The organism is Pseudonocardia cypriaca, assembly GCF_006717045.1.
GTDB lineage: Bacteria > Actinomycetota > Actinomycetes > Mycobacteriales > Pseudonocardiaceae > Pseudonocardia > Pseudonocardia cypriaca.
In genome coordinates, this window is the sequence record NZ_VFPH01000002.1 from 1,965,881 (window position 1) to 1,983,942 (window position 18,062).

At 72.8% G+C, this 18,062-nt stretch carries 14 protein-coding genes; 11 read left to right on the forward strand and 3 right to left on the reverse strand.

Features of this window, described 5'->3' with window-relative positions; all coding sequences use genetic code 11:
- The first annotated feature begins 78 nt into the window (after positions 1–78).
- Genes FB388_RS26865 through FB388_RS26880 form a run of 4 tightly spaced genes read left to right on the forward strand, consistent with a single transcriptional unit; the run spans position 79 to position 5,609 of the window.
- Positions 79–915, forward strand: coding sequence for a cupredoxin domain-containing protein (locus FB388_RS26865; RefSeq protein ID WP_142104919.1), 837 nt, complete (start codon positions 79–81; stop codon positions 913–915).
- An 18-nt stretch (positions 916–933) separates the two neighbouring features.
- Positions 934–2,277, forward strand: coding sequence for a ferredoxin reductase family protein (locus FB388_RS26870; protein ID WP_142104920.1), 1,344 nt, complete (start codon positions 934–936; stop codon positions 2,275–2,277).
- 36 nt (positions 2,278–2,313) lie between these two features.
- Positions 2,314–4,578, forward strand: coding sequence for a DUF1996 domain-containing protein (locus FB388_RS26875; RefSeq protein ID WP_142104921.1), 2,265 nt, complete (start codon positions 2,314–2,316; stop codon positions 4,576–4,578).
- Between the two features lie 26 nt (positions 4,579–4,604).
- Positions 4,605–5,609: a CopD family protein gene (locus FB388_RS26880; protein ID WP_142104922.1), complete on the forward strand. Its 1,005-nt coding sequence runs from the start codon at positions 4,605–4,607 to the stop codon at positions 5,607–5,609.
- 46 nt (positions 5,610–5,655) lie between these two features.
- Here the strand turns inward: FB388_RS26880 and FB388_RS26885 are convergent, their stop codons facing one another.
- Positions 5,656–7,152: an Nramp family divalent metal transporter gene (locus FB388_RS26885; RefSeq protein ID WP_142104923.1), complete on the reverse strand. Its 1,497-nt coding sequence runs from the start codon at positions 7,150–7,152 to the stop codon at positions 5,656–5,658.
- Positions 7,153–7,509: 357 nt separating this feature from the next.
- On the opposite strand from FB388_RS26885, the gene FB388_RS26890 reads away from it, so the two are divergent.
- From FB388_RS26890 to FB388_RS26910, 5 genes are all read left to right on the forward strand, one after another.
- Positions 7,510–9,375, forward strand: a complete 1,866-nt coding sequence (locus tag FB388_RS26890; RefSeq protein WP_246122600.1) for an ABC transporter ATP-binding protein — start codon at positions 7,510–7,512, stop codon at positions 9,373–9,375.
- A gap of 113 nt (positions 9,376–9,488) precedes the next feature.
- Positions 9,489–11,540, forward strand: a complete 2,052-nt coding sequence (locus FB388_RS26895) for an NAD(+) synthase (RefSeq protein ID WP_142104925.1) — start codon at positions 9,489–9,491, stop codon at positions 11,538–11,540.
- Entirely contained in the window at positions 11,537–12,211 is a 675-nt protein-coding gene (locus FB388_RS26900) for a SanA/YdcF family protein (protein ID WP_246122443.1), read from the forward strand. The genes FB388_RS26895 and FB388_RS26900 overlap by 4 nt, the downstream gene beginning before the upstream one ends.
- A gap of 47 nt (positions 12,212–12,258) precedes the next feature.
- Positions 12,259–13,374: an oxidoreductase gene (locus FB388_RS26905; protein WP_142104926.1), complete on the forward strand. Its 1,116-nt coding sequence runs from the start codon at positions 12,259–12,261 to the stop codon at positions 13,372–13,374.
- A gap of 68 nt (positions 13,375–13,442) precedes the next feature.
- On the forward strand, positions 13,443–14,315 hold the full coding sequence (locus FB388_RS26910; protein ID WP_142104927.1) for an alpha/beta fold hydrolase: 873 nt from the start codon (positions 13,443–13,445) through the stop codon (positions 14,313–14,315).
- A 3-nt stretch (positions 14,316–14,318) separates the two neighbouring features.
- On the opposite strand, the gene FB388_RS26915 is transcribed toward FB388_RS26910, so the two are convergent.
- Positions 14,319–14,843, reverse strand: a complete 525-nt coding sequence (locus tag FB388_RS26915) for a pyridoxamine 5'-phosphate oxidase family protein (RefSeq protein WP_142104928.1) — start codon at positions 14,841–14,843, stop codon at positions 14,319–14,321.
- A gap of 130 nt (positions 14,844–14,973) precedes the next feature.
- Between FB388_RS26915 and FB388_RS26920 the strand changes: the two genes are divergently transcribed.
- Together FB388_RS26920 and FB388_RS26925 are read left to right on the forward strand one after the other, a co-directional pair.
- Positions 14,974–15,606: a DUF1989 domain-containing protein gene (locus FB388_RS26920; protein WP_170225844.1), complete on the forward strand. Its 633-nt coding sequence runs from the start codon at positions 14,974–14,976 to the stop codon at positions 15,604–15,606.
- Positions 15,603–16,469 (forward strand): polysaccharide deacetylase family protein, encoded by an 867-nt coding sequence (locus FB388_RS26925; protein ID WP_142104929.1) that lies wholly within the window; start codon positions 15,603–15,605, stop codon positions 16,467–16,469. The genes FB388_RS26920 and FB388_RS26925 overlap by 4 nt, the downstream gene beginning before the upstream one ends.
- Here the strand turns inward: FB388_RS26925 and FB388_RS26930 are convergent.
- The gene (locus FB388_RS26930) at positions 16,446–18,014 is read right to left on the reverse strand and encodes a PucR family transcriptional regulator (RefSeq protein ID WP_142104930.1); all 1,569 of its coding nucleotides are present in this window, start codon (positions 18,012–18,014) and stop codon (positions 16,446–16,448) included. The two genes, FB388_RS26925 and FB388_RS26930, sit on opposite strands and share 24 nt — an antisense overlap.
- Positions 18,015–18,062 lie beyond the last annotated feature (48 nt).

Consider the following 18,062-nt stretch of genomic DNA (forward strand, 5'->3'; position numbering starts at 1 on the left):
GACCCCGATCCCGACGACCCCAATCCCGACGACGCAGGAACAAACCGACGTACGAGGACGGCGATACCGATGGATCCGATGAAGAGCCGGAGGTGGATCGCTGCGGCTGCGCTCGCCGCCGCCGTGGTGTTCCTCGTCATGGTCACCGGCGAGCACGCGCCGGCGGCACCGGATGCCACGCCGGCGCCGGTCTCGTCGTCCGGGGCGGTGCTGGCATCCGACGGCGGACCTCCCGAGAACGACGACGGCGACGATCGCGGCGGAGGTGGTGGCGGCGCGGTCGACGGCGACCGGGAGGAGGTCATCGGCGCCTTGCGGGGCCTGCTCGACTCACTCGGCATCGCGCCCGAGGAGCTCGTCGACGGGGCCGACAACTCCAGCTGCGGCAACGACAAGGACAACGGCGACAAGAACAACGGTGAGAACAACAACGGCAACGACAACAAGGACGACAAGAACAACGGCGAGGGCAACGGCGGCTGCGAGCAGTCCGAGCCCGCATCGTCCGGGCAGTCCGCCGCCGTCACGATCACGATCAAGGGCTTCGCGTTCGGGCAGCCGCTGACCGTCGCGCCGGGCGCCACGGTCGAGGTGGTGAACACCGATGCGGCGCCGCACAACGTCACGGCCGCCGACGGGAGCTTCAAGACGTCCAACCTGAACCAGGACGAGAAGGCCACCTTCACCGCGCCGACCGCGCCGGGGCGCTACGAGTTCACCTGCACGCTGCACCCCGAGATGACCGGCACGCTGATCGTCGAGGCCGACGGCGGCGGGCAGGGCCGGTCGCGCTCGTCCGAGCCGACCACCGGGTCCCAACGCGGCGGCTCCGGCGGCGAGCACGGCGGCTCCGGGCAGCACCATTCGACGGCGCCGGGCCGGGACGGCACGGGTGGCTCGTCCAATGGCTACTGACGGGCGGGGTGAGGTGCGGTGACCAGCTCCCTCCAGACGCAGGCCGGGCCGGGATCGGTCGCGGCCGCACGGGACTCGGCGCGGCTGGTGCAACGCTGGCTCCTCGGCCTCGCCGTCGTGTTGCTGGCACCGATCGCGGTCCGCGTACTCGCGGGCGGTCCCGCACCGCTGTGGCCGATGCTGACCGACCTCACCGGTCTCGCGGCGCTCTCGGCGATGGTCTGCACGTTCCTGCTGGTCTGCCGGCTGCGGGCGCTGTCGCGGGCGGCCGGGATCACGGCGCTGCTGTCGGCCCACCGGAGCATCGGTGTGCTCGCAGCTGGGAGCGTGGTGCTGCACATCGGCGTCGTCATCGCCGCCGACCCCGACAACGTGGTCCTGCTCACCTGGATCTACGCGCCGCCGCGCGCACGGGCCGCCACCCTGGCCACTCTCGCGCTCGCGGGCGTCATCGCGCTCGGCGTGCTCAGGGGGCGGGTCCGCCAGGACTACGAGCTGTGGCGCTGGGCGCACCTGGTGCTGGGAATGGCGGCGGTCGGGCTGTCGGCGCTGCACGTGCAGCTGGTCGGGGAGCTCGTGGCACACCCGGTGATGCGCTGGGTGCTGGTGGCGCTGGCCCTGGTGCTCACCGCCGGGCTCGCACACCGCCTGCTGGCGGCACGGCGCTCCAGCGAGCACGTCGTGCGGGAGGTCCGGCTCGACTCCGACAGCGTCTGCACCCTGGTCCTGGATCCGCGCGGCACCCCGCTCCGGTTCGCCCCCGGCCAGTTCGCGTGGCTGCGGCTCGCCCGGTCCGGCGGCGAGGAGCACCCGTTCACCATCGCCTCCTCGGCCGCGGGCGGCGGGTGCGCGTTCACGGTGCGCTCCACCGGCGACTTCGGCACGGTGCTGCGGAACCTGCCGCCGGGCTCGCCGGTGTGGGTCGACGGGCCGTACGGGTCGTGCAGCCTCGACCTCCTCCCCCAGCCCGCGTCCGGCGTCGCCATGATCGCGGCAGGCGTCGGGATCACCCCGATGCTGAGCATGGTGCGCACGCTCGCCGACCGGCACGACCCGCGCCCCCTGCTCCTGGTCCGGGCCGCGGGCACGCCGCGCGAGCTGCTGTTCCGGCAGGAGCTCGGCCGGCTGGCGCAGCGGCTCGACCTCACCGTCGTCGAGGTCGTGCGCCAACCCCCACCGGGCTGGACGGGCGCCGCCGGCGACCTGGGCACGCCGCTGCTGCGCGCGGTCCTGCCCCACGCCGGTCAGCGCGCAGCCCTCGACTACTTCGTGTGCGGGCCACCCGGGTTCGTCACCGCCGTCACCCGCAGCCTGCTGGAGCTCGGCGTGCCGGAGCACCGCATCCACATCGAACAGTTCTGAACAGTCCGAGCAGTTCTAGACGCGAAGGACGGGGCCGTGCGATCACCTGTCTCGAGGGCCGCGCGCTGGGCCGGCGCACTCGTGCTGGCCGTCATCGTGATGGTCGCGGTGTTCAACTCGGGGGGCACCGGCGACAACGACGTCGCGGTCGACCAGCAGTCCAGCACCACCACCCGCACCGAGTTCGGGCCGCTCACGGCGTCCGACGTCGACCTGCTGGTGAAGGTGCGCCAGGCCGGGCTCTGGGAGACCCCCACCGGGCAGCAGATGCAGCAGCGGGCCGTGAACGCGGTGGTGCAGGAGGTGGGCAGGCGCATCTCGGTGGAGCACACCGAGCTCGACGCGATCGTCCGCCAGACCGCGGGCCAGCTCGGGGTCACGCTCCCCAGCCAGCCGTCGGCCCAGCAGCAGGGGTGGATGCAGGAGATCTCCGCGCAGAACGGTGCCGACTACGACCGCACAGCGGTGAACCTGCTGCGCCAGGCGCACGGCAAGGTGCTGCCGGCCATCGCCAACGTGCGCTCGGGCACCCGCAACCAGCTGGTCCGCGAGTTCGCGACCACGTCCGCCCAGTTCGTCACCCGCCACCACGAGTACCTCGAGAGCACCGGCCTCGTCGACTTCGAGGCGCTTCCCGAACCGCCCGCTCCCGCGGCGGTCCCGGCCCCGGCCGCATCCGCTGCGGCCGGGACCGGCGGCACCACGCCGGTGCTCACGGCGAGCGGGAGCCCGGCGAACGCGGACGGTGGGGGGTTCGGCAGCGCGCTGGCCGCGGTCCGCGAGGTCTCGCTGTCGTCGTGGCTCGCCGCGGTGCTCGCGTTCGTCGCCGTCCTCGGCGGCGGGGCCCTGCTCGACATGCTGCTGCGCGACCGCTCCCGCCCGGCCGGCGCCGCACCCGCGGGACCCCCGCCCGCACGACCGTTCCCCGCGCCGCCGCCACGGCCGCCGGCACCGCCGCGCATCCGCCCACCCCGGCGCCGGCCCGCAGCCCAGCACCGGCCGGGAGGGCCTGCCGTGTTCGGCCTGCTCGTGGTCGGTGTGCTTGCGCTGCCCCCGGTGCTCGAGGGCGCCGTGTCCGCGCCCGCGCAGCCGTCCACCTCGGCGGCCGTCGCGGCCGGGTTCGCCACCCTCGACCCCGCCCCCGAACGGGTCCTCGCCCTGGTCGCCGCCACGAAGGACGAGCCGTCCGACGACGAGGGCGACAAGAACGACGACGAGGCCGAGAACGCCGAGAAAGCCGACGCCGGCGAGGGCGGCGACGCGCGCGAGGCGCTGAGCCAGGCGCTCGCCGACGGGCAGGGCGAGCGGGATGGCGGCGACGAGGAGAAGAACGCCGACCAGCAGGACGAGAAGAAGGAGGACGAGAAGAAGGAGGACCAGAAGGAGAACGCAGGCGAGGACGAGTTCCCCGGCCGGGAGAACGCCGCGCTGCCGTCGATCGCCGACTTCGCCGACATCGGTGAGGTCAGGCAGCTCGTCGCCGACCCCACCCCCGACGCGAACGCCTCCACCGGCACCTTCGTGGCCGAGTGCGGTCAGCCGGACCCGTCGCTGCGCAACTCCGACAACTGGATCGCCGCGCCCGGCAAGCCGAACGGTGCCCAGCACATGCACGACTACCTCGGCAGCACCGCCACCGACTCGTCCACGGACGCGGGCGACCTCCTCGCGTCGAGGACGTCCTGCGACCTGGACAACCGCTCCACGTTCTTCTGGCCGGTGCTGCGCGACACCTCGCAGGTCGGCCCGGACGAGAACCAGGACGGCGGCGGCCTGGACGGCAACGTCGGGGAGATCCTCGAACCCGCGCAGGTCGTCATGCAGTTCCTCGGCAACCCGACCGGGCCCGTCTCACCGATGCCCCAGCTGTTGCGCGTCATCACCGGCGACGCCAAGGCCGTGACCAACGGGCCGGACAACGTGCGCGCCCAGTGGACGTGCCGCGGCTTCGAGGACCGGGCCACCACGCAGTACCCGCTCTGCCCGGACGGGAGCAGGCTGCTGCGCGTCCTCGACTTCCCGTCCTGCTGGGACGGCGAGAACCTCGACTCGGAGGACCACCGCTCGCACATCGCGTTCGCCGACGAGGACACCGGGGCGTGCCCCCAGGACACGGTCGCGGTGCCGCAGCTGCGGATGATCCTCGCCTACGACCAGCCGGGTGGGCGCAACTTCGCGCTCGACGGGTTCCCCGACCAGCAGCACCACCCGGCCACCGACCACGGCGACTTCGTCAACGGCATGCCCGACGAGCTGATGGACGCGGTCGTCGAGTGCCTGAACGAGGGTCTGCAGTGTTGACCCGCGCCGTTCTGAACCGCGAAGCCGTGACCACCCTGCCCCGGGTGGCCCTCGGCCCGGTCGGGTGGTGGGCGGTCATGGCGCTGGGCGCCACCGTCGCCGGGGTGGTGCTGGCCGCGTCGGCCGACGGGTCGCTGCCCGCCACCACGGCGCTCGCGGTCACGGTGAACCGGGCGCTGGTGGACGTGGCCGGGGTCGCGGTGGTCGGCATCGCGCTGCTCGAGGTGCTGCTCCCGCCCGGAGACCGGCGGGCGGCGCCGGTGCTCGCCCGAACCGGACGTGCGGCGCTCGTCGCCGCCGGCGGGTGGCTGGTGGCCGTCCTGGTCGCGATCGTCCTCGGTGCCGCCGCCGCGTTCGCCCGCCCGGTCACGGCGGTCGGGGCTGACGAGCTGGTCACCTGGACCACGCGGCTCGGCGCGGGCCAGGGCATGTTGCTCGTCGCCTGCGCCACCGCGCTCGTCGTGGGCTGCACGGTCGTCCGGGTGCGCAGGCCGGGGCTCGTCCCCCCGCGGGTGGTGCTCGCCGTCGCCCTGTTCGCGATCATCACGCCCGCGGTCACGGGCCACTCCGGTGCGGTGCACGCGTACCAGGTGGTCGCCGTCGTCGGCGTCGGCGTCCACGTCGCGGCCGCGGCCGCGTGGGTCGGCGGCCTCGGCGCGATCCTGGTGCTGGTCGCGTCCCGGCGCGGCCTGCTCGTCGCGGTGCTGCCCCGCTTCTCCCGGTTGGCCGCGGCGTGCATCGCCGCCGTGGCCGTCACCGGCGTGCTCACCGCCGCGGTCCGGCTGCCGCCCGCGCTGGCGCACGTCCGCTGGGAGGCGGCCGTGCAGCTCTACCTCGCCACCGGCACGGGGCAGCTCCTGGTGGCGAAGACCGCGGCGCTGGGCATCATCGGGTGCCTCGGCTGGCTCACCCGGCGCCGGATGGCCGCCAGCCGCGTGCCGCTGCTGCTCTGGGCCGGGTACGAGGTGACGTTGATGGCCGTGGCGCTCGGCCTGGCCGCCGCCCTCACGCAGACGGGCAGCGGCCACTGAGGAAGCCTGCGGCCCACATGCGGGCTTCTCAAACACATTCTGAGGATCAGAAGGTCACCAGCGGGTCTCCGAAGAAGTCGGCGACGAAGTTCACGAAGAAGAACCCGAAGAACAGGAAGTTGAGCACCAGCAGCACGTAGTGCCACGGCCGCGGCCGGGCCGCGCGCGGCAGCCTGCTGTTCAGGTACATCAGCATGAACGGGAAGATCAGCGCGCCGAGGTTCGACATGTTCGCCGAGAACTGCACGAGCGCCACGGGCAGCGCGAGGTGGATGATGATCGAGATCGCGATCAGCAGCGTGATCATGAACGGGTAGTAGAAGCGGCGCGGGTCCCGCTCGATCAGCTCACGCATGCGCGGGCTCACCGCCGGTGCGGCGTCGGTGACCACGCGGACGAGGCCCTCGAAGATGCCCAGCTGGGTGGAGAACAGCACCAGCACGCCCATCAGCAGCATCAGGTAGAACATCCCCTGCCCGTACTCCGGCTGCAGCGCGCTGGCGACGAACGTGGGGACGTTGGCCGTGGTGGGCTGCTGTCCGGACAGCGCAACCGCCTGCGCCATGAGCACCGTCGGCAGCAGCATGCCGAGGATCGCGCCCACGAAGAACACGCCCCACATGTCCACCATCAGCAGCCGGTACCAGCGGCGCCACAGGCCCGCGTTGCGCTCGTCGTCGGGGAACGTGACACCGACGGAGAGCAGCTCGCGCTGGCTGCCGCGCAGGCCTGCGATGAACCCGGCACGGTGCCCCATGCCGTAGCCCTTGTCGCGGTAGTGGCTCATCAGGTACCAGTTCAGCCCCGACGCCATCGCGGTGAACCCGGCGAGCGCCCCGAGCTGCGTGGCGCTGATGCCGGCGGGTGGGGCCGCTGGCGTGACGAACCCCCGGATGCCCTCCCACCACACGCTCCACGGCACGACCACCAGGTCCACGATGATCAGGACCACCAGGATCGCGCCCACCATCACCCAGTTCGACAGCTCGAGCGCCCGGCTGATCCGCTGGGCCGTGGCGGCGATCAGGAAGACCACGACGAGCAGCCCGATCGCGTACCAGCGCGTCTGCTGCATCTCGCCGGCTTCCGCGACCCGGCCGTTCACCAGCGCGAACAGGCCCTGGCCTGCGGAGGCCGCCCATCCGCCCGCGATGAACGCGAAGATCACGATGAACGCCGCGACGGGGACCCAGAACAGCTTCCCGGGCGGCACCCGGCCCCATCCGACGGTGTCCGTCTCGCCGGTCGCCATGATGTAGCGGGCGCACTCGACGTTGTAGAACGTCTGGAGCAGGGCCGATATGAGGATCACCCAGCCGACCCCGACGAAGCCGTACTGCCCGACGGCCTGCGGCCCGAGCAGCCACTCGCCGCTGCCGATCGAGACGCCCAGCGCGATCAGGCTGGGCCCGATCGCGTACATCACCAGCTCGCGCGCACCGATCTTGCGGACTTTGAACACTTCCTCCGGCGTCGGCAGATCCGCCACCGCGAGATCTGGTCGGCTGACGCCGAGCGGATAGGTCCTCTGCACCTCGGTCATTGCGACCTCCGCGACCACGTCGATGTGACATCGGTCACCAGAGGGTGATCCGGTCACCCGGGTGGGTCAAGAGCGGTCACTCGCCCGGCCCGATGTCGGACGGGCCGAGGTCGCTGCGGTCGGAGCACCGGTAGTCGCCGAGCGTCCGGAGCCTTGACCTGTACCTGACTTCAACTCCTACGGTCCTTCTCGAGCAGCCGGGTCGAAATCGGACGAGAACTGTCCGACCCCCCCGACACAATGACCGCGTCCGGCCGACCGATGAGTTCCACCGGGCGGATCGGTCCTACTGGGGGCGGGCCGGACAGCGAGGAACAGGAGCAGCACGTGAGCATGGAGATGGTGGCGTGGACCTCGATGTACCAGGCTGCCCACGCACAGGAGGAGAGACGGCCGTTCTCGCTGGCCACGCTGCGCCGGATCGGGGCGTTCGCGCGCCCCCACCGCAAACGCCTCGCGGCGTTCTTGCTGGTCAGCGTGATCGGGGCGGCGCTCGCGGTGGCCACACCCGTCCTCGCGGGGCGGATCTTCGACGTGATCAACAGCGGCGGAGCGGTCGGTGTCGTGGTCGGGCTCGCCGTCCTGATCGCCGTCATCGCGGTGGCGGAGGCGGGCGGCGGCATCGTGCAGCGCTACCTGTCCGCCACGCTGGGTGAGGGGCTCATCCTCGACCTGCGGGCCGCCGTGTTCGACCACGTCCAGCGCCAGCCCGTCGCGTTCTTCACCCGCACCCGCACCGGCGCGCTGGTCAGCAGGCTCAACAACGACGTCATCGGCGCGCAGCGGGCGTTCAGCGACACGCTGTCCGGGGTGGTCGGCAACCTCGTGCAGCTCGCGCTCACGCTCGCGGTGATGCTCAGCCTGTCGTGGCAGGTCACGCTGCTCGCACTCGTGCTGCTGCCGATGTTCGTCCTGCCGGCGCGGCGGATGGGCCGCAGGCTCGCCTCCCTCGAGCGCGAGGCCGCCGACCACAACGCCGCCATGGGCACGCAGATGACCGAGCGCTTCTCCGCGCCGGGCGCCACGCTCATCAAGCTGTTCGGCCGGCCCGCCGAGGAGACCCGCGAGTTCGTCGCGCGCGCCGCCCGCGTCCGCGACATCGGCGTGCGCACCGCCATGGTGCAGTGGGTGTTCGTCTCGGCGCTCACCCTCGTGTCCGCGCTGGCCCTCGCGCTCGTCTACGGCGTCGGCGGGTGGCTGGCGCTCACCGGCGGCGTGAGCTCCGGCGACGTGGTGGCGCTCGCGCTGCTGCTCACGCGGCTGTACGCGCCGCTCACGGCGCTGGCGAGCGCCCGGGTCGAGGTGATGAGCGCGCTGGTGAGCTTCGAGCGGGTGTTCGAGGTGCTCGACCTTCCGCCGCTGGTCGCCGAGCCGGAGAACCCGGAGCCGCTGCCCGATGGGCCGCTGTCCGTGGAGTTCGGTGGGGTCGACTTCGCCTACCCGTCGGCCGACAAGGTCTCGCTGGCGTCCCTCGAAGAGGTCGCGCGGCTCGACACCCGCGGCGGCGAGCAGGTGCTGCACGACGTCTCGTTCCGGGCCGAGCCGGGCCAGATGATCGCGCTCGTCGGGTCGTCCGGCGCCGGCAAGTCCACGATCGCGCAGCTGCTCCCCCGGCTGTACGACGTCGACTCGGGCTCGGTGGAGATCGGCGGGGTCGACGTGCGCCGCCTGTCGTTCGACACGATCCGCGGGGCGCTCGGCCTCGTCACCCAGGACGGCCACCTGTTCCACGAGTCGATCCGCTCCAACCTGCTCCTGGCCGCGCCCGGGGCCACCGACGCCGAGATCTGGGACGCGCTGGAACGCGCCCGGCTGGGCGAGCTCGTGGCGTCGCTGCCCGACGGCCTCGACACGGTCGTCGGCGAACGCGGCTACCGCCTCTCCGGCGGTGAGCGGCAGCGGCTCACCATCGCCCGCCTGCTGCTGGCGAAGCCGCGGGTCGTGGTGCTCGACGAGGCCACCGCCCACCTCGACTCCACCTCGGAGGCGGCGGTGCAGGAGGCGCTGGGCGAGGCACTGGCGGGCCGCACGGCGATCGTGATCGCCCACCGGCTGTCCACCATCCGCGCCGCCGACCAGATCCTCGTGCTGGAGGCCGGCCGGGTCGTCGAGCGCGGCACCCACACCGAGCTCCTCGCGCGCGACGGGCGCTACGCCGAGCTGCACCGCACGCAGTTCGACCAGCCGGACACCCAGCCCGCCATCGCGCTGGCCGGTAGCTGACCGGCACCGCCCGGCCGAGCTGAGGGGTCTCGGCCGGGCACGGCGTGTGATCACCTGTGCAGCACGCATGGCGACGTGCTGCACAGGTGATCCGCCTCCGGCAGACTCGACGGGTGGACTTCCGCTCCCCCTACCGCCACGGGTTCCTACGCGTCTCCGCCTGCACCATCCGCACCTCGATCGCCCAGCCTGCAGCCAACGCGGACGCCGTGCTGCAGCTGGCCCGGGAGTGCCATGACGACGGGGTCGGGCTCGCGGTCTTCCCGGAGCTGACGCTGTCGGGGTACTCGATCGAGGACATCCTGCTCCAGGACACGCTGCTCGACACCGTCGAGGATGCAGTGCTGCAGGTGGTGGCGGGCTCGGCCGACCTGCTCCCGGTGCTCGTCGTCGGGGCCCCGCTGCGGTACCGGCACCGCGTCTACAACACCGCGGTCGTCATCCACCGCGGGCGGGTGCTCGGGGTGGCGCCGAAGTCGTACCTGCCGACGTACCGGGAGTTCTACGAGCGGCGGCAGATGGCGCCGGGCGACGACGTGCGCGGCACGCTGCGGATCGGCGACGCGGAGGTGCCGTTCGGGCCGGACCTGTTGTTCGCGGCCGAGGACGTGCCGGGGTTCGTGCTGCACGTCGAGGTGTGCGAGGACATGTGGGTGCCGATCCCGCCCAGCGCGGAGGCCGCGCTCGCGGGGGCCACCGTGCTCGCCAACATCTCCGGCAGCCCGATCACGGTTGGCCGCGCGGAGGACCGGTGCCTGTACGCGCGGTCGGCGTCGTCGCGGTGCCTGGCGGCGTACGTGTACGCGGCGGCGGGCGAGGGCGAGTCCACCACGGACCTGTCCTGGGACGGCCAGACGATGATCTGGGAGAACGGGCTGCTGCTCGCCGACACCGAGCGGTTCCCGAAGGGGCCGCGGCGGTCGGTGGCCGACGTCGACCTCGACCTGCTGCGGGCCGAGCGTGCGCGGATGGGCACGTTCGACGACAACCGCCGCCACCACGCCGCACGCGTCGACGCGTTCCGCCGGGTGGAGTTCCGGCTGGACCCTCCGGGCGGGGACATCGGCTTCCACCGGGAGGTCGAGCGGTTCCCGTTCGTGCCGGCCGACGAGTCGCGGCTCGAGCAGGACTGCTACGAGGCGTACAGCATCCAGGTCTCCGGCCTCGAGCAGCGGATGCGGGCGATCGGCGAGCCCAAGATCGTCATCGGGGTGTCCGGCGGGCTGGACTCGACGCACGCGCTGATCGTCGCGGCGAAGGCGATGGACCGGGAGGGTCGCCCGCGCAGCGACATCCTCGGGTTCACGCTGCCCGGGTTCGCCACGGGCACCCGCACGAAGGGCAACGCCACGCGGCTGGCCGAGGCGCTCGGGATCACCTTCACCGAGCTCGACATCACCGAGACGGCCCGGCTGATGCTCAAGAACCTGGAGCACCCGTTCTCGCAGGGCGAGCCGGTGTACGACGTGACGTTCGAGAACGTCCAGGCCGGGCTGCGCACCGACTACCTGTTCCGGGCGGCCAACCAGCGGGGCGGGATCGTGCTGGGCACCGGCGACCTGTCGGAGCTGGCACTCGGCTGGTCCACCTACGGCGTGGGCGACCAGATGTCCCACTACAACGTCAACGGTGGGGTGCCCAAGACGTTGATCCAGCACCTCATCCGCTGGGTCGTGTCGTCGAAGCAGTTCGACGACGACGTGAACGCGGTGCTCACCGACGTCCTCGACACCGAGATCACGCCCGAGCTGGTGCCGACCGGCGAGGACGAGGAGGTGCAGAGCAGCGAGGCGAAGGTCGGGCCGTACTCCCTGCAGGACTTCTCGCTCTTCCACATCCTGCGCTACGGCTTCCGGCCCTCGAAGATCGCCTTCCTCGCCTGGCACGCGTGGCACGACCCGCAGAGCGGGGACTGGCCGGCCGGCTTCCCCGAGGACGAGCGGCCGTCCTACTCGATGAGCGAGATCAAGCACTGGCTGGAGGTGTTCGCGCAGCGCTTCTACGGGTTCAGCCAGTTCAAGCGGTCGGCGCTGCCGAACGGGCCGAAGGTGGCGGCCGGCGGGTCGCTCTCCCCGCGGGGTGACTGGCGCGCGCCGTCGGACATGTCGGCACGGATCTGGCTCGACGAGATCCACACGGAGATCCCGGCAGACTGGGAAGGGTGAGCCGGAAACCCTGGGTCCTCGCGGCGCTGCTGGCGCCGATGCTGGTCGCCGCGCCGCTGGCCTGGTTCGCGGCGGCCACCGACAGCAGGCGCACCACGGTGGATCGGGCGCAGGCCCGCCCCGTCGCGCTCGTGCTCGGCGCCGGGCTCCGCTCGGACGGGCGGCCGACCCTGCTGCTCGCCCGGCGCCTGGACATCGCCGCCGACCTCTACCACCGCGGCACGGTGGACGCCGTGCTGGTCAGCGGCGCGGACGACGAACCGGCCGCGATGCGCGCGTACCTGCTCTCCGCAGGCGTGCCGGACTCCAAGATCGTCTGTGACGCGGCCGGGTTCCGCACCTGGGACTCGTGCCTGCGGGCCCGCCACGTGTACGGGGTGCGCTCGGCGATCGTGGTGACCCAGGAGTTCCACCTGCCGCGTGCGGTCGTCCTGTGCGGGGCCGCCGGCATCGACGCAACCGGCGTCGGCGACCGGAGCCTGCGGGCACGGGGCAGGGCCACCGTGTACGGATGGCTGCGGGAGGTGCCGGCAGCGGTCAAGGCCCTCGGTGACACGCTGCAGCGACCGGCGCCGCAGAGCGTGGGAGAGCCGATGAGCTCCATCGCCGATGCCGTGCGCGCCCCCCGTCCGCAGCCTGGAGGTTCCGCCATAGCCGGCGGGGAACGTTAGGGGTTCGTCCATCGTCGGGTGGTGGGCGCGCGGCTTGACTGGGGCACATGACCACCGCGACCACCCACCCCGCACTCGCCCCGGCCCGCCTCGGCACCCACACCCTGCGCAACCGGCTGGCCGTCGCCCCCATGACCCGTACCTCGGCGAGCCCCGACGGCGTGCCGACCCCGGAGATGGCCGACTACTACGCGGAGTTCGCCGAGGGCGGGTTCGGGCTGATCGTCACCGAGGGCACCTACCCGGACGCCGAGTACAGCCAGGGCTACCTCGACCAGCCGGGGCTCGCCACCGACGCGCACGTCGAAGGGTGGCGGGCGGCGACCCGGCGCGTGCACGACGCCGGCGCCGTGATGATCGCGCAGCTGATGCACGCGGGCGCGCTGTCGCAGGGCAACCCGCACCGCACGGGCACGGTCGGCCCCTCGGCCGTGCAGCCGCGCGGGGAGATGATGCCCGAGTACGGCGGCAGCGGGCCGTGGCCGGTGCCGGCCGAGCTCACCGTCCGCGACCTGGAGCGGATCGTCGAGGGCTTCGCCGCCGCGGCGCTGCGAGCCAGGGAGGCGGGCTTCGACGGCGTCGAGATCCACGCCGCCAACGGCTACCTGCTCGACCAGTTCCTCACCGAGTACACCAACCGGCGCACCGACGCCTACGGCGGCTCGGTCGCGAACCGGGTGCGGCTCACCGCCGAGGTGGCAGGCGCGATTCGCGCCGCCGTCGGGTCCGAGTTCCTCGTCGGCGTCCGGCTGTCGCAGACGAAGGTCAACGACTTCGAGTACCGCTGGCCGGGTGGCAGGCGGGAGGCGGAGACCATCTACACCGCACTCGCGGACGCACGGGCGGACTACCTGCACATCGCGAGCGAGGGCCGCGCCTTCCTGGAGACGGCGCTGCTCGATGGCGGGTCCACGACCACCGGCCTGGCCCGCAGCGCCACCGGGCTGCCGGTGATCGCCAACGGCGGCATGCACGACCCGGCCCAGGCCGAGCAGGTGCTGGCCGACGGGCACGCGGACCTGCTCGCCGTGGCCCGCGGCGCGCTCGCCAACCCGGACCTGCCGCACCGGCTCGCCACCGGGATCCCCCTCGAGCCCTTCGACCGTTCGATGCTCTCCCCGCGCGTGACGCTGGAGAACGCCCGCCGCCGACGTAATGGCTGATCTATCTGTTTACGCCTTACTGACCGGGTTACCCGACTCGTGAGAGACCACGACACGAGGGAGGACCCATGGTTCCGGTGGCCCACCGCCGCGTCGACGTGGACGGCGTCGAGATCTTCTACCGGGAGGCGGGCCCGGCGGACGCACCGGCCGTCGTGCTGCCGCACGGCTACCCCTGCTCGTCGTTCCAGTTCCGCCACTACATGGCGGCGCTGGGCGACCGCTGGCGCCTCGTCGCGCCCGACCACCCCGGGTTCGGCCACAGCGCGACCCCCGAGCCGGACCGCTTCCCCTACACGTTCGACGCGTACGCGCACTACTTGCGCCGCTTCGTCGACGTGCTCGGCCTGCGGCGGTACGCGATCTACCTGCACGACTACGGGTCCCAGTTCGGGCTGCGGCTGGCGATGAGCGCCCCGGAGCGGGTGGCCGGGCTGATCCTGCAGAACGGCGACATCTACCCCGAGGAGCACGGCCCGAAGTACGCACCGCTGAAGGCGTTCTGGGACGACCCGACCCCGGAGGGCCGGGACCGGCTGCGGGCAGCGGTGAGCGAGGAGGGGTTCCGCGACGAGTTCGTCGGCGAGGTCCCGCAGCACCAGGTGGAGCAGATCAGCCCGGACCTGTGGACGCTGCACTGGTCGCTGGTGCAGCGGCACGACCGCCGGGAGAACCTGGTCACGCTGCTCGCCGACCAGGGCTCCACGCAGGCGTGGTTCCCGCGGCAGCAGGCGTACCTGCGCGAGCACCGGCCGCCCACGCTGATCGCGTGGGGACCGCACGACGGCTACATGCCGGAGGGCGCGGCACGCGCCTACCTGCGCGACCTGCCCGACGCCGAGCTGCACCTGCTCGACGCCGGACACTGGGCGCTCGAGACGCACCTCGACGAGATCGTGGCGCTGTCGCGCGACTTCCTCGGCCGGGTGCACCCCGCCTGATGGCTACGAGGCCTGTGCGATGAGCCGCGCAGGGTCGCTGGTGTAGGCCGCCATCCAGGTCGGCCGGAGCCGGTAGTAGACGATGTCGTTCCAGTCGAACGACGTGTCGCCGTAGAACCCGCGCAGGTACTCGTGGATCGGCGGCCAGTCGGGATGGGTGGACCCGTCCGCCGAGACGAGCTCCTCGACCTCGCCGTGGACGAACACCCCCAGCTCCTCGCCGCGGACGTGCGCCACACTGGCCGCGGGCCGCGCCCGCAGGTGCCGGGCCTTCGCGGCGCCGCGCGCCGTGCCGAACACCCATCGGCCGTGCAGGAAGTGCCCGTCGACGGCGCTGACGCGCGGTTCACCCTTGGCGGTGACCGTGGACAGCACGAGGACGCACATGCCGGTGAGCACCTTGGCCAGCTGCTCGGCCGTCAGGCTGCGCTCGCCGCTGATGATCGACTGAAGGTGTGCGGTGGAGCGGTCGAGCGAGGCGTCGATGAGGGTCTGCAGCTCCCGGAACTCCGGTTCGGTTTCGTACACGTCCTCAGCATGACGCCGAAACCTGACAGATCCCGGACAGGAATCGCCCTGGAGTTTCGCCCAGCATCAGCGCCATCCGATGGAGGTTCTGCCCTCGCCCCCCCCGTGCGGAGGGAGGTTGGGTACAGGCATGCAGACCGACACGATGACCCGGCGCGTCGAGGTCCCGGGCGGCGCCGGGCGGGCGGTGCGGGTGCGGGCGGGCGAGCTGGTCCGGATCGTCGACATCCTCGGCGGGCAGGTCGGCGACGTCTTCGCGTTCGCCGCCGGCGAGCAGCACGGGAACGAGCACCACAGCGCGGAGCACACCCGAGCGGTGACGAGCCGGCTCTTCCCGGCCGTCGGGGAGCCGTTCGTCACCGACCGCAGGCGCCCGATCCTCACGCTCGTCGCCGACACCTCCCCCGGCCACCACGACATGCTGATCGCCGCGTGCGACCCGCAGCGGTACGCCCAGCTCGGCGTGCCGGACCACCGCTCCTGCGCCACCAACCTGTGGGAGGCCCTCGCGGCCGTGGGCCACCCCTACACCGGCCCGACCCCGCAGCCGATCAACGTGTTCATGCGGATCCCGGTCGGGGACGACGGCACGCTCTCCTGGCTGCCCGCTCCGACCGAGGCGGGCGACGCGATCACCTTCCGGGCGGAGCTGGACGCCGTCGTCGTGGTGTCGTCGTGCCCGCAGGACCTGGTGGGGATCAACCGCGGAGCACCGTCCCCGCTCGCCGTGGAGGTGCTGGCCGGGCAGGGTCGGCAGCCATGACCGGAAGCTGGCACGGCGAGGCGGCCGCCGTCGCGACCCTCACCTTCGACGTCGACGCGGAGACCCCGGTGCTCGCCGCGGGACGGGGCTATGCCGACCACATGTCGACGATGTCGCACCAGGCCTACGGGCCGGAGGTGGGCGTGCCCCGGATCCTGGACCTGCTCGACGACCTGGGAGTGCCCGCCACGTTCTTCGTGCCGGGATGGGTGGCCCAGCAGCGACCCGGCCTGGCGGCGTCGATCGTGGAGCGCGGCCACGAGGTGGCGCACCACTCCTACTCCCACCGGCCGCCGACCGGGATGACCGCGGCCGAGGAGCGCGCCGACTTCGAACGGGCGCTCGCGGTGTTCGCCGAGCAGGGCATCCCGATCAGCGGTCATCGGGCGGCGATGTGGGAGGCGACCTGGCAGACGCCCGACCTGGTGGCCGAGCACGGCCTGCGCTACGACTCGTCGCTGATGGCCGACGACCGGCCGTACCGGCTCGCGGCCGCCGGTGGCGAGATCGCCGAGCTGCCGGTGCACTGGTCGCTCGACGACTGGGAGCAGTACGCGTTCCTGCCCGCCCCGCAGATCGGTTCGGTGATCACCGCGCCGTCGACGGTGCTGGGAATGTGGTGCGACGAGCTCGACGCGATGCGGCAGTACCGGTGCCTGTTCAACCTGTGCGTGCACCCGTTCCTGTCCGGGCGGCCGAGCCGGATCGTCGCGCTGCGGAAGCTGGTCGAGTTCGCGCTCGACCGCGGCGACGTGCACTTCGCCCGCTGCCGGGACGTGGCGGAAGCGGCGCTGGCGGACCGCTCCCTCCCCGTGCGCCACCCCGCACGCCCGGAGGTCTCACCGGAGTTCTTCCCCCACTGAGCCGGCTTCCAGCGCGAGGAAGAGGTCGACCCGGTCGGCGGTGCGGCTCACGTCCCTGCCGGTCAGCTCGGCGATCCGCGCGAGGCGGTTGCGCAGCGTGTTCACGTGCACGTACAGCGCCTCCGCGGTGGCCGCCCAGTGGCCGTCGTGGTCGAGGAACGCCCGAAGGGTCGCCTCCAGCTCCCCGCCGCGGCGGCGGTCGTGCTCGCGCATCGGGCCGAGCACGGTCTCGGCGAACCGCTGCAGCTGTTCGGGCTCCTGGAGCCCCAGCAGGAGCCGGTAGCCGCCGAGCGCGTCGAACGTGGTGACGGCCGGGCCGCCGCCCCGCGCGCGGAGCACCCGTGCCGCCTCCCTCGCCTGGGCGAGTGGCCTGCGCAGCTCGGCAGCGTCCGGTGCCGTGCCACCGATCCCGGCCACGGGCTCGCGGTCGGGGAAGCGCGAGGACAGCCCGGTGACGAGGCGGCCGGCGAGCGCCGACAGGTCCGACGGCGGCTGCCGCCACGGCAACACGGCCACGACGTCCTGGCTCCCGCCCGCGACGAGGGCGGGGAGGCTCTCGGCGAGGAAGAAGTCCGTGATCGCCTCGACCATGCCGGGAAGGGTCGGGTCGCCCGCCCGGAAGGCCACGGCGCACACGGCGAGCGGGGCGGCGGGATCGACGCCGAAGGCCCGGAGCCTGCCCGGGACCTCCGCGGCCCGGTGCGCCCCGGACAGCACCATGTCGAGCAGCTCGCTCGCGAAGCGCTGCTCGATCGCCTGCACGGTCTGCTGGCGCGCGACCTCGAGGGACAGGAACCGGGCCGCCTGCTCCAGCGCGTCGCGCTCCGCCCGGTCCAGCTCCGTGACCGGCCGCAGGCACAGCAGTGCGGCGTCGACGTCCCCGACCGCGCCCACCGGGTAGATCGTGGCCCGGCCGAGGGAGCCGAGATCCACTTCGAGGGGTCGCGGGCGGCGGGCGAGCGCCCGCGCGGCGACCCCGGCCTGCTCCGGGTCGAGCTGCGCACCGGCCGCGCCGAGGACGCGTCCCATCCGGTCGACGACGGCGAGCGGGAGGTCGTGGTCCCGGCGCAGCACGGCGAGCACCCCGGACGCGCCCGCTCCGTGCGAGATGGCCGCGGCCAGCGCGTTGCCGCGGCGCACCAGCCCGACGAGCGTCTCCTGGCGCTCGGCCGCGTAGCTGGCCGCGGCCGCCCGGGTGATCGCCGTGAACGGCACGTCGACCGAGATCTCCAGCAGCGGCAGGTCCGCCGCCCGGCACGCCTCGACCAGCTCGTCCGGCGTGCTCGTCCGCTCGGCACGCAGCCCGAAGACGATGCCGGCTGCGCCTGCCCGCCGCGCACCGGCCACGAACCCGGCGGGCTCGGCGTCGTCCAGCCAGAGTCCGTTGGTCAGCACGAGCTCGCGCTCGCGCACGTACCGGGACGGGTCGCCCAGCTCGGTGTTGTGCACCCACACGATCTCGGTGTCCAGCGCACCTTCCGGCCCCGGAACGAGCAGGCGCAGTTCGAGCGCCGGGTCGGCGAGAAGGGCTCGCAGCGTGAGCACGGTGGAAATATATCCAGCTCAGTAGCTGAACCGTAGATGTTCCTCCAG